Source organism: Paenibacillus marchantiophytorum (assembly GCF_014640555.1).
Lineage (GTDB): Bacteria > Bacillota > Bacilli > Paenibacillales > NBRC-103111 > Paenibacillus_E > Paenibacillus_E marchantiophytorum.
This window is the reverse complement of the sequence record NZ_BMHE01000002.1, coordinates 203,826-221,179: the sequence shown is the minus strand read 5'-3', so window position 1 is coordinate 221,179 and position 17,354 is coordinate 203,826. Positions and strand designations below refer to the sequence as shown.

Here is a 17,354-nt window from a genome sequence, read left to right as displayed (position 1 = left end):
AGTTTATTAACATTGCACTCCCTTACTGTACCACAATTTTGTAAAGAGAATGTAAATGTTTCATCATCCCTACGTAAATTAGTGAATTACAGGCAATTCAATCGTGAACTTCGTCCCGATACCGACCTCGCTGTCGACCCGTATTGTCCCTTTGTGCAGCTCCACTAAATGTTTGACAATCGATAGGCCCAGCCCTGTGCCGCCTGAACTTCTCGAACGCGCTTTATCCACCCGATAGAACCGTTCAAAAATACGCGGCAGATCTTTCTTGGGAATTCCCATTCCAGTATCCGAAACGATCAAACGCAGCCGTTCATAGTCGCCATCAGCATTCATATCCAGCGGTTCTACGCGTACTTTGACCTTGCCTCCATCCTGGGTATAGGAAATCCCGTTAGAAAGCAGATTAATGACAATTTGCCGCAGCCGATCTTCATCAGCCTCAATATACATATCATCGTCGACCTGCAAGGTCAGCTCAATATGCTTCTTCTCGGCTTCTTTTCGTAAAACGCTGCAGGATCTGTCGAGAAATTCAGGCAAGTAAATCGGCGAAAAATTCATGGGAATCCGCTTGGATTCAATCTTGGACAATTCCAGAATATCGCCAATCAGACGATTTAACCGTTCGCTTTCGTCGAAAATAATTTGTAGAAAGGAAACCGCTGTTTCTTTATCATTGAGGGCGCCTGCAAGAAGCGTCTCTGCAAACCCTTTGACTGCCGCAATCGGTGTCTTCAATTCATGTGAAACATTCGCCACGAACTCGCTGCGCATTCGCTCTAGTCTGCGAACAGCCGTAATATCATGAATCACAATAAGAACACCTGACCATTCCTCATCTTCATGAGCAATCGGACTTAAATGAATGTCCAATATTCGTTCAGCAGGGTAATAAAAAATCATTTCATCACGGATAGGATCCTGGGTTTCAATACATTCCTGAATAAGCTTCGTGAAATCAATCTGCTGTTTGGCTTCGTTGTACCGTTTGCCCAGCAATTCTTGGGACGAAAAACCCAATATATATTCCGCCGAAGGATTTAGAAGCGTGATTCGCTCATCCCGGTCAATCATCATAATGCCGCTCATCATATTCTCCATGACGCCTTGCAATCTGCGCTCATTCTCTTGTATCCGCGCCATCTGCTGCTGCAGGCTCTCTGACATGCGATTGATGGCTTGCCCGAGTTGTCCTACCTCATCATTACTATATGCCGGCACCCTGGACTCATAGTTCATATTCGTAATTTGCTGCGCAACCTTGGTCATCCTTTCAATTGGACGCGTCATGCCTCTGGCAATCCGGTAGCTGACCAGACCCGCTATGAGAAACAATACGAGTAGTCCAATCCCAAGGAAATACCACAAACTGCGAACCGACTTCTCCACTTGACTGAGGCTCATAGAAATACGCAAATAACCGATGGTCTCCTTGCGGTCATTCTTGACCGCTATCGCTGCATACAGCATTTTCTCTTTGAGGGTGTCGCTATAGCGTGTTGTATAACCGACTCCATGGTTCGCCGCATCGGCAATTTCTGGTCGATTTAAGTGATTATCCATTTGCTCGGGTTGTTGATCCGAGTCGCCCAAAACTTTACCGTCCGCCCGAACATACGTCAAACGCTCGTAGGTAGCTTCTTTAATGCGTTTAATTTGTGCCGAGTAGGAAGCGACCAAATCGCTTTCGGAACCCATCCGGTTCCAGTCCGATGTGACTCGAATAACCTGCAGCTCACGTTCCATATTGTCTTGGAGAGACTTGACGTGTGAATCCTCCAGCACTTTGGCCATGAAGATGCCGGCAATAAGCATCGAACAGCCGATTAACATAATCAGAATAAAGGTAAGTTTGGCACGGAACTTGGTCATTTGTCTGCTAACCTCCGGAGTAGGAAATAAAAAGAAAAGGGCTACTCTTCATAGTAACCCTTTTCTTCGTGCCTAATCCAGTTTTTTTTTGTAAAGATAAAGTAAAGGTGACGTTCCATTCTATTTGAAAACAGGCTCTTTCAAAGCAGACAGCTTCTCAAGAGAGTTCTTCTCTACTTCTGCATGCAAGCTATTTCCGTGGGAATCCATCGTTACAATGGCTGCGAAACCTTCTGTTTCCAAATGCCACATAGCTTCAGGAATACCGAATTCCATATAGTCAACGCCTTCTACCTTCTTAAAGCATTGCGCGTAGTACTGGGCAGCACCACCGATTGCATTTAAGTAAACACCGCCGTGTTCTTTGAGAGCAGCCAACGTTTTCGGACCCATACCGCCTTTGCCGATAACGGCGCGAATACCGAACTTCTTAATAATTTCGCCTTGATAAGGCTCCTCCCGAATGCTTGTGGTCGGACCTGCTGCTTTGACGTGCCATTCACCGGATTCATCTTTGCTCATAACAGGCCCACAGTGGTAAATCGCCGCCCCGTTCAAATCAACTGGAGCATCATGGGTCATCAAATAACTGTGCAGCGCATCACGCCCTGTATGCATCGTTCCATTGATCACGACAACATCCCCGACTTTGAGACTACGAATCTGCTCTTCGGAAATCGGTGTTGTCAAGACAATTTCACGACGCTCATCTTGCGGTACATTTCTAGCTTCCTCTGCACTTGCTTCGAACGCTTCCTGGAAAGAAACTTCCACGCCTCTTGGGTATGACCAGCCATTAATTTCGCCTGTCTCTGCGTTCAAAATCACGCCTTGACGGCGGAAAGCCCAACAGTTGTAAGCTACAGAAACGAAGAAGCTCGCTGGCAAACGATTCATAACGCCTACTTTGCAACCTAGCAAAGTCACTTGACCACCGAAACCCATTGTGCCAATACCAAGCGTGTTCGCATGCTCCATGACATACTCTTCTACTTTGCGAAGCTCCGGATGCGGGTTCACATCGTCGACATGACGGAACAATTGATGCTTGGCTAATTCGTATCCGCTAGTTCGGTCTCCCCCGATGCCTACGCCAATGAATCCAGCGCTGCAGCCTTGACCTTGTGCTTGATAAACAGCATGCATCACGCATTTGCGGATGCCGTCGAGATCGCGCCCAGCCTTGCCTAAGCCCTCAAGCTCAGCTGGCAGGCTGTATTGAATATTTTTATTCTCACAGCCGCCGCCCTTGAGGATCAGCTTAACTTCCACGTCTTCGCGTTCCCATTGTTCGAAATGAACAACCGGGGTGCCAGGTCCTAGATTGTCTCCACTATTAGCTCCTGTCAAGGAATCAACGGAGTTCGTGCGAAGCTTGCTTGCTTTGGTCGCATTCGCGACAGCTTCGAGAATTTGCTTCTTCATAATAATTTGGTTTGCTCCAACCGGACAGTGTATAATAAACGTTGGCATGCCTGTATCCTGACAAATCGGAGATACATTGCATTCCGCCATATGAATGTTATCGGCAATTCGGGAAAGGGATAATGCAGAGCGAGTTCCTTTGTCCTCATTCTCTTGAGCCGCTTGCACGGCACGGCGCACATCACCCGGAAGGTTTGTTGACGTTTCGACAATTAAATCGTAGACGCTTTGATAGAAATGCTGCATGACTGAAAATGACTCCTCTCAACTTGCAATTAATAATTATTACAAACTATTATACCATACAAGGAGATACCCTGACATGTCCAAAAGAATCGCAATTACGATTCTGCTTAGCCTTATTGGCCTCTCGCTCTTGCTTACGCCGCTGCAGGCGAAGCGATCTCAAGATATCTATTATCAAGATCAGGTTGCTGTCCTCATGTATCATCACATCCATGATCAAGATACCAGCTCCAGCACGATCACGACTGCGCTTTTTGAAAGGCAGTTGCAAACCCTGTTGAGCAAAGGCTATCATTTTATTTCACTAAATGAATTCAAGATGTACATGGATGGCGCGACGGTTCCTTCCAATGCGGTTCTGGTTACGTTTGATGACGGATACCAGAGCTTTTATACGGCCGCCTATCCGATTCTGAAAAGCCTGCGAATTCCTGCGGTCAATTTCGTGATTACGAATGATCTTGCCAATCCGATGGGATCCTATATTCCTTCCATGTCCAAAGATCAAGTCAGCGAGATGACACACGCGACGAACTTTATCGATATTGGGTGTCACACCAATAATCTCCACCATAAGCTGCCGAGCGGAGAGGCAGCGCTGGTAGGTCGGTTGGATGCTGAAAGCGATAGCGCTTATCAGCAGCGTGTTCTGACCGATACGCAAGCTTGCGTCGGCAAGCTTGCGGGCTTGACGGACGCGCCGCTCGACGCGATGGCGTACCCGTACGGCATCACGACGCCTGCGGCGACGGCACTGATCCAGCAGGCGGGCATCCGCTACGCCTTCACGATCTCGCCGGAGATGGCGACGCGCAGCGCCGATCATCTGCTCATCCCGCGGATCAACGCGGGCAGCCCCGGCATCACGCCGGAGCTGCTGCACCGCTCGATCCAGCGCAGGGTTACCGCGCAGCCCGGCAGCGCCGAGCAGCGCGTGGATGCGGCTGCCGCTGCCGCGCAGCTCGGCGGCAGCGCAAGTGCCGAAAGCGGAACGCTCCGCTTCCGCCTGGGGCAAGAGGCATTCACCCTGCAGGTGAATGCGACCAAGGCAACGCGCGGCGACGCGCGCGTGCAGTTGCGTGAGCCCGTGCTGCGCGAGTACGGGCAGATCACGATCGCGCTGGACGATCTCGCCGCGCTGATCGGACAACCGCTCGTCTACACCCCAGCCACCGGCAAGGTGGCGGCGCGGGTGGCGCCGAACGTCAAATCATAGATACAAAAGGAGTGCAACAAACCGAATGGATCATCATTTTTTTGCTTATTTATACCGTCTCAAATATATTGATCGCTGGAGTCTAATGTGGAACATGCGCAGAGAAAATGTAGCTGAGCATTCTTTCTACGTTTCCACAATCGCTCATATGCTCTGTACGATTGCTAATGAAGTTTACGGCCGCAATGTGCCTACAGATCGCGTGGTTTCCATCGCTTTGTTCCACGACGCTTCCGAGGTTCTGACTGGAGATATTCCACAACCTGTAAAACATAATAATGAGCAAATTCTGCGAAACTTCCGTGAGATTGAAGATGTCGCGGTCGAACGTTTAATCCAGACGATCCCACCGGAAATCAGCGGTACGTATCGCAGTTTAATTCAGGATCCCGATCCTGAGCTGTATCGCTGGGTGAAAGCTGCTGACTTGATCGAAGCCTATATCAAATGCTTAACCGAACTTTCTACCGGCAATCGCGAATTCGTCGTCGCCAAACAGCAAGTCCTGGAAAGCTTGCGCAACATGAACATGCCGGAAGTCGACTACTTCCTTGAGCATATGAGCGCCTCCTTCGAGAAAACACTGGACGAAATCACCTTAAATCCGTCCCAGGAATAAAAAGAGCATGCCCTCCATGAGAGGGGCATGCTCTTTCTTTATTTCAAGCTTAAGCCAGCAATTGCGGATTTGTCATAAACAACACGGCGATGATAACGGCTGCAGATGCAATCCAGCTGAACGTTTTAATTTTCGCAGCATCCGTCGCTGTACTTTTACCAGCTTTGTTATTCGCGACCAGTTTCTTGATTCTGCCACCAATCATCCCTGTAATAGCCCCCACAATCAGCAATAAAACGATCGATATCCCCATCCAAAGGCCAGAAGGCATAGGATCAATTTTGCTCACCATGGCACCGCCTGTAAGGAAAGTGACAATCAATGAAAATTGACCAACTCGGTTTAAGGTGGACAGTAATCCCATGAAGCCTTCTTGTGCTGCGCCAGATAGCGTAGCGGCACGTCCCACGATGAAAGGGAATACCACATAAGCGCCTAGCAATAATGCACTAATAACATGTAAGAAAATCATAACTTGATACATTCAACAACCTCCGCAATTTTAATAGATTGGTTTCTTCCAGTATACCGAATAGGCATCCCCAGGACAAGAAAGCGATGTCATAAATGCGTGTTTTTCACGATATCTCCATAAAAATGTGACTAAAACGTTTGAATTGGAAGCCCCTTTGCTTTAATCCTTGACGTTTAGCGCTATGTGCTTACCAACTGTCCCATACGGACATCTATGCTGAATATAAAAAGGCTGCTCTCCTGGTTTATTAACCATCGGAGTCAGCCTCTCCTTACTTCAATAAACTAAGGGAGCGGTTGTGCTGGCACATTGGCAATCGTAACGGCCTCTGTGAACTTAGCCGTCGTGTTCTGTCTCAGACGCATGTTGGCTGCTCCTGAAGCTGTTGAATTGATTTGGATACTGACAATCTTCTCAGCATGACCACTGCTGTCAGCCGTTAGCGAGAAGCTTGTGCTATATCCGTAGGATGCTGGCCAGGAGCCATCACTGTTTTGAATTTTCGCGACTTGCGTCCCGGAGCCGTTGTAAATGCCTAGATTATAGCCTGTTGTCGTTCCATTAGCGGCTAATCCATTAACAATTATCTTCACCTGAAACGCAGCTTGATTCGGCAATTGAGCTTGATGAACAAAAGCAAATGGATCCGTTGTATTGGTAGAGGAAGAATAACCGTATGAACCCGCTTTGAACGTGGAACTATCATACCATTTGTATCCTGCTGCTGGCGTTGCCCACGGCTCTGCTTGCGGCTCCGTCGAATTGGCAGGCAGCTCCCACGTATATAGGGTCGTTGCAGTGCTTAAAGTTAATCCGGATACTTGCGTTAAACTTGTATAGCTTTCTTTGGTTGCGAGCCAGTTCACCATATTGACTAGCAGTGCGGCATCATTTTGCTCTTGGAAACCGGCATACGTCGTTTTGGTACTGCCTGTTTCTTCTTTCAAATATTTCGGTGTTGCATCTTCCACAGGCGAAGAGTCGCCGATGAAGCCGGCTTTCCCTGCGCTTACTTTGGAGACAGCGACATAAGGTCCTTCCGCCACGCCTCCACCGTTATAAACACCTTGATCCACAGCACTTGACCAACTAGTTGTCGTTGCCGGTAAATAAACAATCCCTTTGGCCATACTAGGGTCCGTAATCGCCAACGTAGAGCCAGCATGCATGGCGACTGTCGACACGCCGCTTGTTATATTAAAAGCTTGCGAAGGTGCGATGATATTATTTGCCGTAATATCACCTAAGGCATTGTAGCGGAATTTAACCCCGAAATTCGTAGATAGCCAGTCTGAGCTTGCCACTCCTGACATCGCCGCTGAGTTCGCTTCTGCTGAGCTCATACCAGCCGCAGGATTCGTCCATCCGCCGCGGCGATAGCCATTGAATACTTCCGAAGCGTCCCAACGATTCTTGTTCCGATCCGCATTATAATGATCTCCAATGAAAAAGATACTGCCACCGCCTTGTACATATTGCAGCATGGCACTTTGCTCCGATGTTTTGTAAGGGATGTTCGCTTCGCCAATCACAAACACATCATAAGCCGATAAATCAGAGAGCGTGATTGGCGTACTTTTGCGCAGCTCTTTGACATAGTAACCCGCATTTCCTAATGCATTGGCGAAATCTGAGAACCCTCCGTCAATGACCCAATCCGCCGCTCCTGCCGTTTGACCGTGTGTGTTGTCAAAAAGCACTTTCTTGCCATTCGCCGTAGTCGGCGTGATGGATGGCGCTGGATCACCTGGTCCTTCGGCGAAAGCCTGAGGAATAGCCCCTAACAAGGACACCGACAAGGTTACTGTTAAAGCGAGACTTTTCCAACTCTTTGTTCCGAACAAACTTCTCAACATCAAATCCCTCCATCACATGGAATATTTAGCCAATATTAGGCTTAGCTGTATCGTAGCACAGGTCGTGGACTTTGCAACACCCCCTTTGCGTGATTTTACAAAAGAAACAAATGTCGATGCATTCAATCAAAAAAAGAGCCAACCCCCTAGTAAATAGGAGATCAACTCTTCTTTGATTTCTTCATTAGCCCGCTACAACTTTAATTACGTTGCGAACGGACTCTGCTGTTTTGTCCAAAGCGGCTTTCTCTTCGGCCGTCAACTCGATGTCAAGAATTCTCTCGATACCGTTAGCGCCAAGAACCGTAAGAACGCCCATGAACAAGTTATCATACCCGTACTCGCCTTCAAGCAATGCGATTGTAGGGATGATACGTTTTTTATCTTTGAGGATCGCTTCTGTCATTTGTACAAGAGACGCAGCTGGTGCGTAGTAAGCACTACCGTTACCAAGCAAGTTAACGATTTCGCCGCCGCCAGTACGTGTACGTTGAACAATAGCTTCGATGCGATCAGCTGGAATCAATTTCTCAATTGGAACACCGCCAGCGTATGTGTAACGAACCAAAGGAACCATGTCATCGCCGTGACCACCGATAACTACCCCTTTAACATCCTCAACGGATACATTCAACTCTTGCGAGATGAATGTCAAGTAACGAGCTGTATCCAGTACGCCGGATTGGCCAATTACACGGTTTTTAGGGAAGCCCAGAGCTTGGAATGCCACATAAGTCATAGCATCAACCGGGTTGCTCAAGATGATAACGATAGAGTTAGGAGCAACTGCTTTTACGTTCTCACAAACGGATTTCACGATACCTGCATTCGTGTTAACCAAATCATCGCGGCTCATGCCCGGTTTACGAGCAATACCCGCTGTGATGATTACGATGTCGGATTCAGCAGCATCCGCATAGTTGGAAGTACCTGTGATTTGAGCATCAAAGCCTTGAACCGGACCTGCTTCCAGCATATCAAGTGCTTTCCCTTTTGTAGGGTTTTCCAATTGTGGAATATCAAGAAGAACAACGTCACCGAGTTCTTTTTGAGCTAGCATAAGAGCAGTTGTTGCACCCGTGAACCCAGCACCAACGACAGTAATTTTACTACGACGGATTGCCATTTGCGATGTGCCTCCTAATAGTTTGGTTGGTTATACGCTTCGTGGAAAAGAATTAAGCCATGTTTTTGATGATTTCGTTCGCGAATTCGGAACATTTGATTTCTTTCGCGCCTTCCATCAAACGAGCAAAGTCATAAGTAACGGTTTTGTTGTTGATGGACGTTTCCAAACCTTTGTAGATCAGTTCAGCCGCTTCCAACCAGCCAAGGTGCTCAAGCAACATTACGCCGGAAAGGATAACGGAACCTGGGTTAACTACGTCAAGACCAGCATATTTAGGAGCTGTACCATGTGTAGCTTCGAAGATCGCGTGACCTGTGAGGTAGTTGATGTTAGCTCCTGGAGCAATACCGATACCGCCAACTTGTGCAGCTAGTGCATCAGACAGGTAGTCACCGTTCAGGTTCAATGTAGCGATAACGTCGAAGTCAGTAGGACGAGTCAATACTTGTTGCAAAGCGATGTCAGCAATTGCATCTTTTACGATGATTTTGCCAGCTGCTTCAGCGTCTTTTTGAGCTTTGTTCGCTGCTTCAGCGCCTTCTGCTTCTTTGATACGATCGTATTGTGCCCATGTAAATGTTTTGTCACCAAATTCACGCTCAGCTAGCTCATAACCCCAGTTTTTGAACGCGCCTTCTGTGAACTTCATGATGTTGCCTTTGTGAACCAATGTTAATGTTTTACGGCCATGTTTAATTGCATATTCGATTGCTGCGCGTACCAAACGCTCTGTACCTTCGGAAGATACTGGTTTAACACCGATCCCTGAAGTTTCTGGGAAGCGAATTTTGTTAACGCCCATTTCGTCTTGAAGGAATTTGATAACTTTTTTAACTGCGTCGGAACCAGCTTCCCACTCGATGCCCGCGTAGATATCTTCTGTATTTTCACGGAAAATAACCATGTCAACCAACTCAGGACGTTTAACTGGGGATGGAACACCGTCGAAATAACGAACTGGACGGGAACATACATAAAGATCCAATTCTTGACGAAGCGCAACGTTCAGGGAACGAATACCGCCACCGATTGGCGTAGTAAGAGGTCCTTTGATGGACACGATATATTCACGCATAGCTGTTAACGTATCGTTAGGCAACCAGTTGTTGTATTTATTGAAAGCTTTCTCACCAGCAAAAACTTCGTACCAAGCGATTTTCTTCTCGCCTTTGTATGCTTTTTCAACAGCAGCATCTAGAACGCGAACGGAAGCCGCCCAGATGTCAGGACCCGTACCGTCACCTTCGATGAAAGGGATGATTGGGTTGTTAGGTACTTGAAGTACACCGTTCTCGATCGTGATTTTTTGACCTTCAGTTGGAAGTGAGTAAGATTCGAATTGTGGCATGAAATAGTTCCTCCTTGGATTTGTTTAAAATAATACGAATGAGTAAACTTTGGTGCAAAACGCCCTCGTTCTTTTAGCAGTCCACTAGTTACATTACTACAACGAGTACCCTTTTCACAAATGCAACTCGTCGTCGTAGAGAAATATGAAGAGTCATAGACACACAAAAAGCGACGGGAGTCGCGGCACTCCCCAGAATCAACCTGGGTTGGGTACCGAACTGCCCGCACCTTGAGCTTGCGTGAAGATCTAATTAGCGTTGGCCAATTGGGATATATTTTTGGTTAACCGGACCTGTGTACTCTGCGCGTGGACGGATCAAGCGGTTGTTTTCGTACTGCTCCAAGATGTGGGCAGCCCAACCGGATGTACGGCTGATCGCGAAGATTGGCGTGAACAGATCGCGAGGGATTTCCAATGTTGTATAGACAGATGCTGAGTAGAAGTCAACATTTGGTTTCAAACCTTTAAGGCCTGATACCAACTCGTCTGCTTTAATGGACATTTCGTACCATTTCAGGTTGCCCGTCAATTTACCAAGCTCATAGGACATTTTTTGCAAGTGCTTCGCACGCGGATCGCCGTTTTTGTATACACGGTGGCCAAAGCCCATGATTTTATCTTTACGCTCTAATTTATCGTTGATGTAAGGAACAACGTTCTCTACAGTCCCGATTTCTTCAAGCATCGCCATAACCGCTTCGTTCGCTCCACCGTGAAGAGGTCCTTTGAGCGTGCCGATAGCAGACGTAATACCGGAATAGATATCAGTCAATGTAGCAACAGTAACACGCGCAGCGAATGTAGAAGCGTTCAGCTCGTGGTCAGCATGCAGAACCAATGCTTTGTCCAAAGCTTCGATTGCCACTTTATCCGGCTCTTTGCCTGTCAGTTGATACAGGAAGTTCGCAGCTACGGAAGAATATCCAGGGGACGCTACAGGTTCTTTGCCTTCACGGATACGAGCGAATGCTGCGATGATACCAGGAATTTGCGCTTGCAGCTTGATCGCTTTACGCACATTGGATTCTTGGTTCAAGTCATTAGCTTCGTCATCATACAGAGCAAGAGCAGATACAGCCGTGCGAAGAGCTGCCATCGAATTAACATCTTTCGGGAATGCTTTTAATTGAGCGATAACCGCGTCAGGCACCTTGCTGTAAGCGTTCAAGTCGCTTTGCAGTTTCTCAAGCTCAGTTTGCGTTGGCAGCTTGCCGAACCAAAGCAAGTAAATAACTTCTTCAAAATTCGCATTTTCTGCGAGATCATCAATATCAATCCCTCGGTACGTTAGTACTCCATCCACAATGGAACTAATCGACGAGGTCGTGGCTACAATTCCTTCTAAACCTTTGGTTGCAGACATGGGAATCTCTCCTTAGCTACTCTATTAGCAAAAAATTGCTTTTTTCCTAACTTAATAATAAAGTATTTTGCTTAGTAAGTGAACAAAAGATCACATAAAACTTCATTATCACTATCATAAAGATATGCTATCTACCCGCATTTCCTTATGATTCTAATATTCAAAGCACTGTTGCACCGCGCTTTTTCCATATTCAGTATGCTCACAGTTAATCATAAAAAAACATGATAATCCAGGGATTTTGCGGTTAAATTCAGGATAAAATATGTACCTGTGACATAAAAAGAATAAAGTTCAATAAAATAAATTAATAAATTTACTATCGATGACCTTTAATAAGTATCAATACTTGGCAACTACTAAGGTATCTATACTTCAATCGACTAAATCAAGATATAGCACCTGGTTCTGCTGACTAACAAATTTATTGCATTAACCTAGAGGTCTTTCTTACTATTTTAGTAAAGCAGTTAATGTGTTTTTTGCAAATTCTCTTAAAGTGCATAACTAAGCGATCGTTATTCATTCTTGCTAATGTGCCTGATTTTCTAGTGATCTAACAATGATTAAATACACTTAAAAAACAATTATGTTGACTTTCTTCCAATCTCCCCTTAATCTGATTTGAGGATTTTTAATGGCATAAAATTCTTTTGGGGCATAAAAAAAAGCCCCGTTCAAGTTCAAAGAACGGGGCTTTTGGATTACGATTGCTCTAACATCACCTGCGTTGGTATCAAAAGGACCAGCATCTACATTGCAAAGATATTTTTTCATTTACCATTTCCATGATTATACAGATCCGCCTGAAATGATACCAGCAATGCGCATTTCAAGGTCATCTATACAGGATTTGAGATTAGAATTCCCAATCTCTAATTGAGTAATTTTCAGTTCTTCTGGTGTGGGAAATCGTATTATCTGTAAAATGGGTTCAAATGTTATAACTCCAGTGCTAAACTCAATTAAACTGTTACAGTCTTTCTGCCATATTTCTTCAGGTATCTCATCGACAAGAAGAAAGCTATTTCATACTCATCTCTATCGTCGTGCTGTTTATATCCGCAAATAATACCTTGTGATTCCCCTCGTTTATCATAATAAATAGCGTACATTGAATTAGCCCCCTAACCAATTATATCATATTTAACTTGTATATTTTTTAATCCTAAAGTAAGTCCTCCTCCACCTTCACCACTCCAATAAGAGACAAGGTATATTGGATCTCGACTATGAATTCTTAGAACTCCTGAGACGTTTATATAATTAGAACCACTCGACCCAGTTGCTAGTAATGGAGTTGTTGGTCCTGTGTTAGTCCCCCCTAACATTGTACCTATAGGGAGTCGCCAATTCGGCCCAGGAGTTGTCGTAAATCGGAACTGGGGCATTGGATTGCCGTTATTATCATAAGAATTCTCTTGAAATACACTAAGATAAATGACGTTTGTATAGGTTGGAGCAAATGCTTTCATATCAGCTGATATTACAGCATCACCAATCCCTTTTGGTATGAATTTCGCAACGAGTAGTCCATTATTGTAATTACTTGGAATATTTATATATTCTGTCGCAAAACTATGTTGTACTGTTATGTCACTTGCCCCAATTATTGCTCCACCCATGGATAACCACGACCCTCCTGAAAAATATTCTAAAACACCGGCATTATCACGTAACTGAACACCGTTAACATAATCAGCGCTTCTTGCACTATCTACCCGTATTCCGTAAGTTTGCGAACCATTCCACCCCATAAGGGAAGGGTATGTGGCTTGCCATGGAACACTCGAATTTGTGTTATTAATCGAAGTGTTGTTTGGGGACGTTCCAGCGGATGCATCAAAAATAACGTGGCCATTTCCAAAGTTTTTCCACCTCACAGCTTCTGTCAAACCTATAGCATTGGTATGAGTGGTCTGATTTTGTTGGAATATATTCACACCTCTTACTATGTCTGCATCTAAGCCACTCCCTAGACCATCAACTGTTGTCAATTTAGACAACACATCGGAAGCTGTGTAAGAAGCTGCTGCTAGTCTAGTTGTATCAGTTGGGTGTTTGTGATCTTCTCTTGAATATTTTTTCGATGCTCCAATTGTTGCTGTTCCGTCCATAAGCGGGGGAACATTACTGGCTTGGCCAATAACAAATGCAGTAGTTGCAATGCTAGTATCATTGTCGTCAACAGCGGGTGTCGGCGCTGTAGGGTCCCCTGTAAATGCTGGACTTGATTTAGGTGCAAGTCTGCTTGTATCAATAGACGCCACTGCTGTGGCAACGAAGGCAGTTGTTGCAATTTGCGCCGTACTAGTTCCAGCAATTGCTGTAGGTGATGTAGGAACTCCGCTTAGCGCTGGACTAGCAACTGGAGCAGCGCCACTATCAATAGCATCAATCAAAGCCTGCTGATTCGCCAAAGTCACATTGTCCGAAGCGACCGGACGCGGCAAACCTAGTTTTGGTGTTGTTGTAGACATAAATAATCCCTCCTTAGGCCAACCGTTCAAGTTGGTCCCATGTATAATTCATCGCGGAAAGCGATCCCCAGGTAAATCGATGTGTGTCGAACGCCCCCCAAGACAGATAACTAAACACAAATTCAATGACCAAATGAGCTGGCATAATATCAAGCAAAGCCTTCTCAATATCAGCCAAATTCGCTGGCACACCATGCGTACTGACGAATTTAATAATCACTTTGTAGTTCGAGGATTCTTCGGTGACATCTACCTGACCATTGTCATAAGCTTCAGCGACGCGCTTCAACAGGCTCAAAGTCACCGTACCTGTGCCGCGGATCTTCGACTTTATCACCGACCTGCGCTGATCGAGTGGTTTCCCTGACTCTGTCTTAATACCGAGAAAACACTCCCAATAATCGAGTCCCCATGTGGCTAGATCAATTGTCGACTGGTCCAGAACTTCCTTGATTTTGCTTGTCATGAGATCCATCTCTTGGCCATCGGTTTCCATAAGAACTCGCATTTCATATACATCTTCATACAGACTGGGCAGCGCATTCAGCATCCGTTCTCCAGATTGGCTCACAATGTCAAAATTACTCACTTAACATCACCGCCCCCCTCACGGCAACCGATCCTTCCGTCACGGCGATATTACCCGTTGTTCCATTCAACTGGAATGTTGTATAATCCTGAACGCCCGGAATACTTAGCATAAGCGCTCCGACCTTCGCATATTTCACGGAAGGGTCTTGTCCGAAAGCTAAACTAGCCAAATAATCGTCGCTTGCTTTTTCAAAGTCCGTCTTGATTTGAGCTAGCGTCCGCGTTCCATTGCGAACAACTTTGGCAGCTACCTGAATCTGCACAGAAGCAGCCGCTGCTAACGTAACGCTTGCCCCAACAGGAGCCTTGCCTTCACCATAACCTGCTGCGGGGGAAATATACGCCTGCACGTTCTGCACAAGCTGAGTGCTTGCTGGTTTCATGTCGGTGTCGATGATAACCACTTTGACCGTGCCGCCTCCGTTCCAAAAAGGGATGACTTGAACAGCTCCGACACCATCAACCTCTAGCGCCCACTTCTTATAATCAGCTTTATTACCGCTAGTTGAAGGGAGCCGTACTTTCTGCATAAATCTGGCGCGGTATTCGTCATCACTTTCTTTGTCATCGCCGGGAATCAGCACATCCGTTAAACTGGCACTGACCAGACCGTCCAAATAATCCAAAGGCAGCAAGGTGCCAAATTTCTGATTGCCGACTTTGCCCGCTATCTCACAACGCAATTCGAATTGTCCGGCGGCTAGCTTCAGAATGACGGTGTACTTCACACCGGAAATGGAGAAACGGCTTCCTAATGGAACATCAACCGGCGTATTGAGGGCTCCATAAAAAAGTCCTTTGCGCACGGCAAACGTGGCCTGTTTGCGAGATTCGCCAAAAGGCTCCGTAATCGCATCCAAATGCTCATCGGTTGCTGTATGCGGGAAAACGGCTCGAAGGTTCGCATCCACCGAGACATACATCGTTGCCAACTCGCGCGCTGCAGGAGCAATGGCATCATAAATGACGCTTCCTTCTCGTTTATCCATGTCGGCAGGAACGCGTTCCAACATGCGCTCCAAAATAACTGAATAACTTTGTGATTCAAACATGGTGTTACACCTCCTTCACGCTTTCAAAGCTTCCATATTGGGTTACAACTTTAAATTCAACCAATGCCGAGTCGCCTGTGACGGTGACGTTAAAATTCTCTACAGCCTGAATGCGCTCATCTTGCAGTAGCGCTTGTTGAACACGTCGACTTAGCTCAGACTGAACAAAGTCCGCATTTTGCCCAATAATAGAAGATAATTCGCTGCCATAATTGGAACTATAGATCGAATGCTCAAATCGCTGCGTCTGCAAAATTTTATAAACAGCTTGTTGAACAGCCTCTAGTCCGTCAACATAGCCAACAATCCGTTGATTGACAGAATCAATCAGATAACTCTTGCTTGGTAGCTGTATTTGCTGAAAAAGCGAATTACCAAACCCTCCTTGCGGAATCATGCCTCCACCACCTTGTCCAAAAGGACATATTTTTGACCGCCCTGCATACGTAAAAGAAGCAAACTGTCACCAACTTCCAAACCTCGTCTAATGACAATTGGCTGACCTTCGATCATGATTTGATAAGGCGTTAACTGCTCCGGAACAATTAAAAAATCCTGATCTAATGAAAACCGTTGATCCACAGTAATCTCGAGAGGATGGATGCTGATGACTTCGCCAAACGTAATATGAACGGGCGTGCCGGCTTCCACAGCCCCAACACTGGCGCTTTTTAAAGCACGTACCAATTTCGTAACATTGTTCATGAGACCACCTTCAAATCCAGTTTCATCGTATGTTCAGATCCTTCAAAATTGTGCGTACAATCTTCTACTTGAAAAAACTGGCTGATTCCAGCTTCCTCGATGTTGATAAATATGCGGCAGCCTGCCCTAATCCGGATATCGCCGATGGCATTCAATGAAAAGGTTTTGGTCTCCCGGTTTTTGGCGCCAAGCATCAGTTTTAACAACTCCATAATCTGAGCTTCATTCATCTTATCTTCCACTTTGCGAAATTGCTGCAGCCTGCCCCATTTCGCTATATTGTTGCTATCTTGATCGATATACACTTCTCGTTTATTCGTTTCCTTATTGTCACGAACGATCTTAATTCTGTTGTACGTATCCGTATCAATAGATCGATTAAAACTGTAGTCATAGACAAGGCTTACATCACCGAGAGCAAAGTCCATCACCCATTTATCCGCATCACGCAACCGCAATGAGCCGAAGTCATCATACAGGACAAAAATTTTCTTCGTAGAGATCAACGTTTTATCTAAGGCTTTACAAATAATGTCCATCAATTTGGTGCCATCCTCAACAATCGATGGAATAACGTAACCCGAATCTTCGATCTCTCCAATTTGAAGTTTAAGATCTCCTGCAATTTGTTTAATAACTTCACTAGCCTTGGCGTCCTTAAACACGTAAGTCTCGTTATACATCAAATAGCGGAGTTGATCATACGCCGTTAGCTTGACTTCTTCATCCCGACCGGACTCTATGGAGAAAATATACCCATAAAACACGGGATTCCCGTTCAGCCTTACTCGCACAACATCCCCATTGTTATATTTAAATGCATTATCTTCATACCATCCGCCACGTAACATCGTGATCGAGCAACTGGATGGCTTGCCGTATCTGGTCGAGCTGAACTGCACAGCACTAATGGGCAGCTCCCACATGTTCCCGTCTTTGTTGTCTATTTCAACTGTTAGCATGTCATCACC

The 17,354-nt window shown here is 45.8% G+C and carries 16 protein-coding genes; 2 read left to right on the top strand and 14 right to left on the bottom strand.

Annotation, left to right across the window (positions count from 1 at the left end; all coding sequences use genetic code 11):
* Window positions 1-78: 78 nt before the first annotated feature.
* Together pnpS and IEY34_RS03400 are read right to left on the bottom strand one after the other, a co-directional pair.
* Window positions 79-1,875, bottom strand: a complete 1,797-nt coding sequence (gene pnpS / locus IEY34_RS03405) for a two-component system histidine kinase PnpS (protein ID WP_189007613.1) — start codon at window positions 1,873-1,875, stop codon at window positions 79-81.
* A gap of 120 nt (window positions 1,876-1,995) precedes the next feature.
* Entirely contained in the window at window positions 1,996-3,546 is a 1,551-nt protein-coding gene (locus IEY34_RS03400) for a fumarate hydratase (protein ID WP_189007610.1), read from the bottom strand.
* Window positions 3,547-3,622: 76 nt separating this feature from the next.
* Here IEY34_RS03400 and IEY34_RS03395 point away from each other — a divergent pair, with 76 nt between their 5' ends.
* Entirely contained in the window at window positions 3,623-4,762 is a 1,140-nt protein-coding gene (locus IEY34_RS03395) for a polysaccharide deacetylase family protein (RefSeq protein ID WP_189007607.1), read from the top strand.
* Between the two features lie 25 nt (window positions 4,763-4,787).
* On the top strand, window positions 4,788-5,381 hold the full coding sequence (gene yfbR, locus IEY34_RS03390; RefSeq protein ID WP_189007604.1) for a 5'-deoxynucleotidase: 594 nt from the start codon (window positions 4,788-4,790) through the stop codon (window positions 5,379-5,381).
* A gap of 49 nt (window positions 5,382-5,430) precedes the next feature.
* Here yfbR and IEY34_RS03385 read toward each other — a convergent pair whose 3' ends face one another.
* The 12 genes from IEY34_RS03385 to IEY34_RS03330 form a co-directional block, all read right to left on the bottom strand.
* A complete protein-coding gene (locus IEY34_RS03385; protein ID WP_189007601.1) occupies window positions 5,431-5,865 on the bottom strand; it encodes a hypothetical protein in 435 nt (144 codons plus the stop codon).
* Between the two features lie 275 nt (window positions 5,866-6,140).
* A complete protein-coding gene (locus IEY34_RS03380; protein ID WP_189007598.1) occupies window positions 6,141-7,712 on the bottom strand; it encodes a DNA-binding protein in 1,572 nt (523 codons plus the stop codon).
* 184 nt (window positions 7,713-7,896) lie between these two features.
* Window positions 7,897-8,838, bottom strand: coding sequence for a malate dehydrogenase (gene mdh, locus IEY34_RS03375; protein WP_189007595.1), 942 nt, complete (start codon window positions 8,836-8,838; stop codon window positions 7,897-7,899).
* Window positions 8,839-8,890: 52 nt separating this feature from the next.
* Window positions 8,891-10,189, bottom strand: coding sequence for an NADP-dependent isocitrate dehydrogenase (icd, locus tag IEY34_RS03370; protein WP_189007592.1), 1,299 nt, complete (start codon window positions 10,187-10,189; stop codon window positions 8,891-8,893).
* 253 nt (window positions 10,190-10,442) lie between these two features.
* Window positions 10,443-11,555 carry a citrate synthase gene (gene citZ / locus IEY34_RS03365; RefSeq protein WP_189007589.1) on the bottom strand — a complete coding sequence of 371 codons (1,113 nt, stop codon included), beginning with the start codon at window positions 11,553-11,555 and terminating at the stop codon, window positions 10,443-10,445.
* 576 nt (window positions 11,556-12,131) lie between these two features.
* Entirely contained in the window at window positions 12,132-12,332 is a 201-nt protein-coding gene (locus IEY34_RS03360; protein ID WP_189007586.1) for a hypothetical protein, read from the bottom strand.
* A gap of 350 nt (window positions 12,333-12,682) precedes the next feature.
* Entirely contained in the window at window positions 12,683-14,035 is a 1,353-nt protein-coding gene (locus IEY34_RS03355) for a hypothetical protein (RefSeq protein WP_189007584.1), read from the bottom strand.
* Between the two features lie 13 nt (window positions 14,036-14,048).
* Window positions 14,049-14,624 carry a putative phage tail protein gene (locus IEY34_RS03350; RefSeq protein ID WP_189007582.1) on the bottom strand — a complete coding sequence of 192 codons (576 nt, stop codon included), beginning with the start codon at window positions 14,622-14,624 and terminating at the stop codon, window positions 14,049-14,051.
* Window positions 14,617-15,678, bottom strand: a complete 1,062-nt coding sequence (locus IEY34_RS03345) for a baseplate J/gp47 family protein (protein WP_189007580.1) — start codon at window positions 15,676-15,678, stop codon at window positions 14,617-14,619. Before IEY34_RS03345 ends, IEY34_RS03350 begins: the two co-directional genes overlap by 8 nt.
* Before the next feature lie 4 nt (window positions 15,679-15,682).
* Window positions 15,683-16,075, bottom strand: a complete 393-nt coding sequence (locus IEY34_RS03340; protein WP_189007578.1) for a DUF2634 domain-containing protein — start codon at window positions 16,073-16,075, stop codon at window positions 15,683-15,685.
* Entirely contained in the window at window positions 16,072-16,383 is a 312-nt protein-coding gene (locus IEY34_RS03335) for a DUF2577 domain-containing protein (protein WP_189007576.1), read from the bottom strand. The genes IEY34_RS03340 and IEY34_RS03335 overlap by 4 nt, the downstream gene beginning before the upstream one ends.
* A complete protein-coding gene (locus tag IEY34_RS03330; RefSeq protein WP_189007574.1) occupies window positions 16,380-17,345 on the bottom strand; it encodes an XkdQ/YqbQ family protein in 966 nt (321 codons plus the stop codon). The genes IEY34_RS03335 and IEY34_RS03330 overlap by 4 nt, the downstream gene beginning before the upstream one ends.
* Window positions 17,346-17,354: the final 9 nt, after the last annotated feature.

Bases quoted from the DNA above. Each gene is read 5' to 3' on its own strand.
- pnpS (WP_189007613.1), bottom strand. From the start codon at position 1,875: ATGACCAAGTTCCGTGCCAAACTTACCTTTATTCTGATTATGTTAATC.
- IEY34_RS03400 (WP_189007610.1), bottom strand. From the start codon at position 3,546: ATGCAGCATTTCTATCAAAGCGTCTACGATTTAATTGTCGAAACGTCA.
- IEY34_RS03395 (WP_189007607.1), top strand. From the start codon at position 3,623: ATGTCCAAAAGAATCGCAATTACGATTCTGCTTAGCCTTATTGGCCTC.
- yfbR (WP_189007604.1), top strand. From the start codon at position 4,788: ATGGATCATCATTTTTTTGCTTATTTATACCGTCTCAAATATATTGAT.
- IEY34_RS03385 (WP_189007601.1), bottom strand. From the start codon at position 5,865: ATGTATCAAGTTATGATTTTCTTACATGTTATTAGTGCATTATTGCTA.
- IEY34_RS03380 (WP_189007598.1), bottom strand. From the start codon at position 7,712: ATGTTGAGAAGTTTGTTCGGAACAAAGAGTTGGAAAAGTCTCGCTTTA.
- mdh (WP_189007595.1), bottom strand. From the start codon at position 8,838: ATGGCAATCCGTCGTAGTAAAATTACTGTCGTTGGTGCTGGGTTCACG.
- icd (WP_189007592.1), bottom strand. From the start codon at position 10,189: ATGCCACAATTCGAATCTTACTCACTTCCAACTGAAGGTCAAAAAATC.
- citZ (WP_189007589.1), bottom strand. From the start codon at position 11,555: ATGTCTGCAACCAAAGGTTTAGAAGGAATTGTAGCCACGACCTCGTCG.
- IEY34_RS03360 (WP_189007586.1), bottom strand. From the start codon at position 12,332: ATGAAAAAATATCTTTGCAATGTAGATGCTGGTCCTTTTGATACCAAC.
- IEY34_RS03355 (WP_189007584.1), bottom strand. From the start codon at position 14,035: ATGTCTACAACAACACCAAAACTAGGTTTGCCGCGTCCGGTCGCTTCG.
- IEY34_RS03345 (WP_189007580.1), bottom strand. From the start codon at position 15,678: ATGTTTGAATCACAAAGTTATTCAGTTATTTTGGAGCGCATGTTGGAA.
- IEY34_RS03340 (WP_189007578.1), bottom strand. From the start codon at position 16,075: ATGATTCCGCAAGGAGGGTTTGGTAATTCGCTTTTTCAGCAAATACAG.
- IEY34_RS03335 (WP_189007576.1), bottom strand. From the start codon at position 16,383: ATGAACAATGTTACGAAATTGGTACGTGCTTTAAAAAGCGCCAGTGTT.
- IEY34_RS03330 (WP_189007574.1), bottom strand. From the start codon at position 17,345: ATGCTAACAGTTGAAATAGACAACAAAGACGGGAACATGTGGGAGCTG.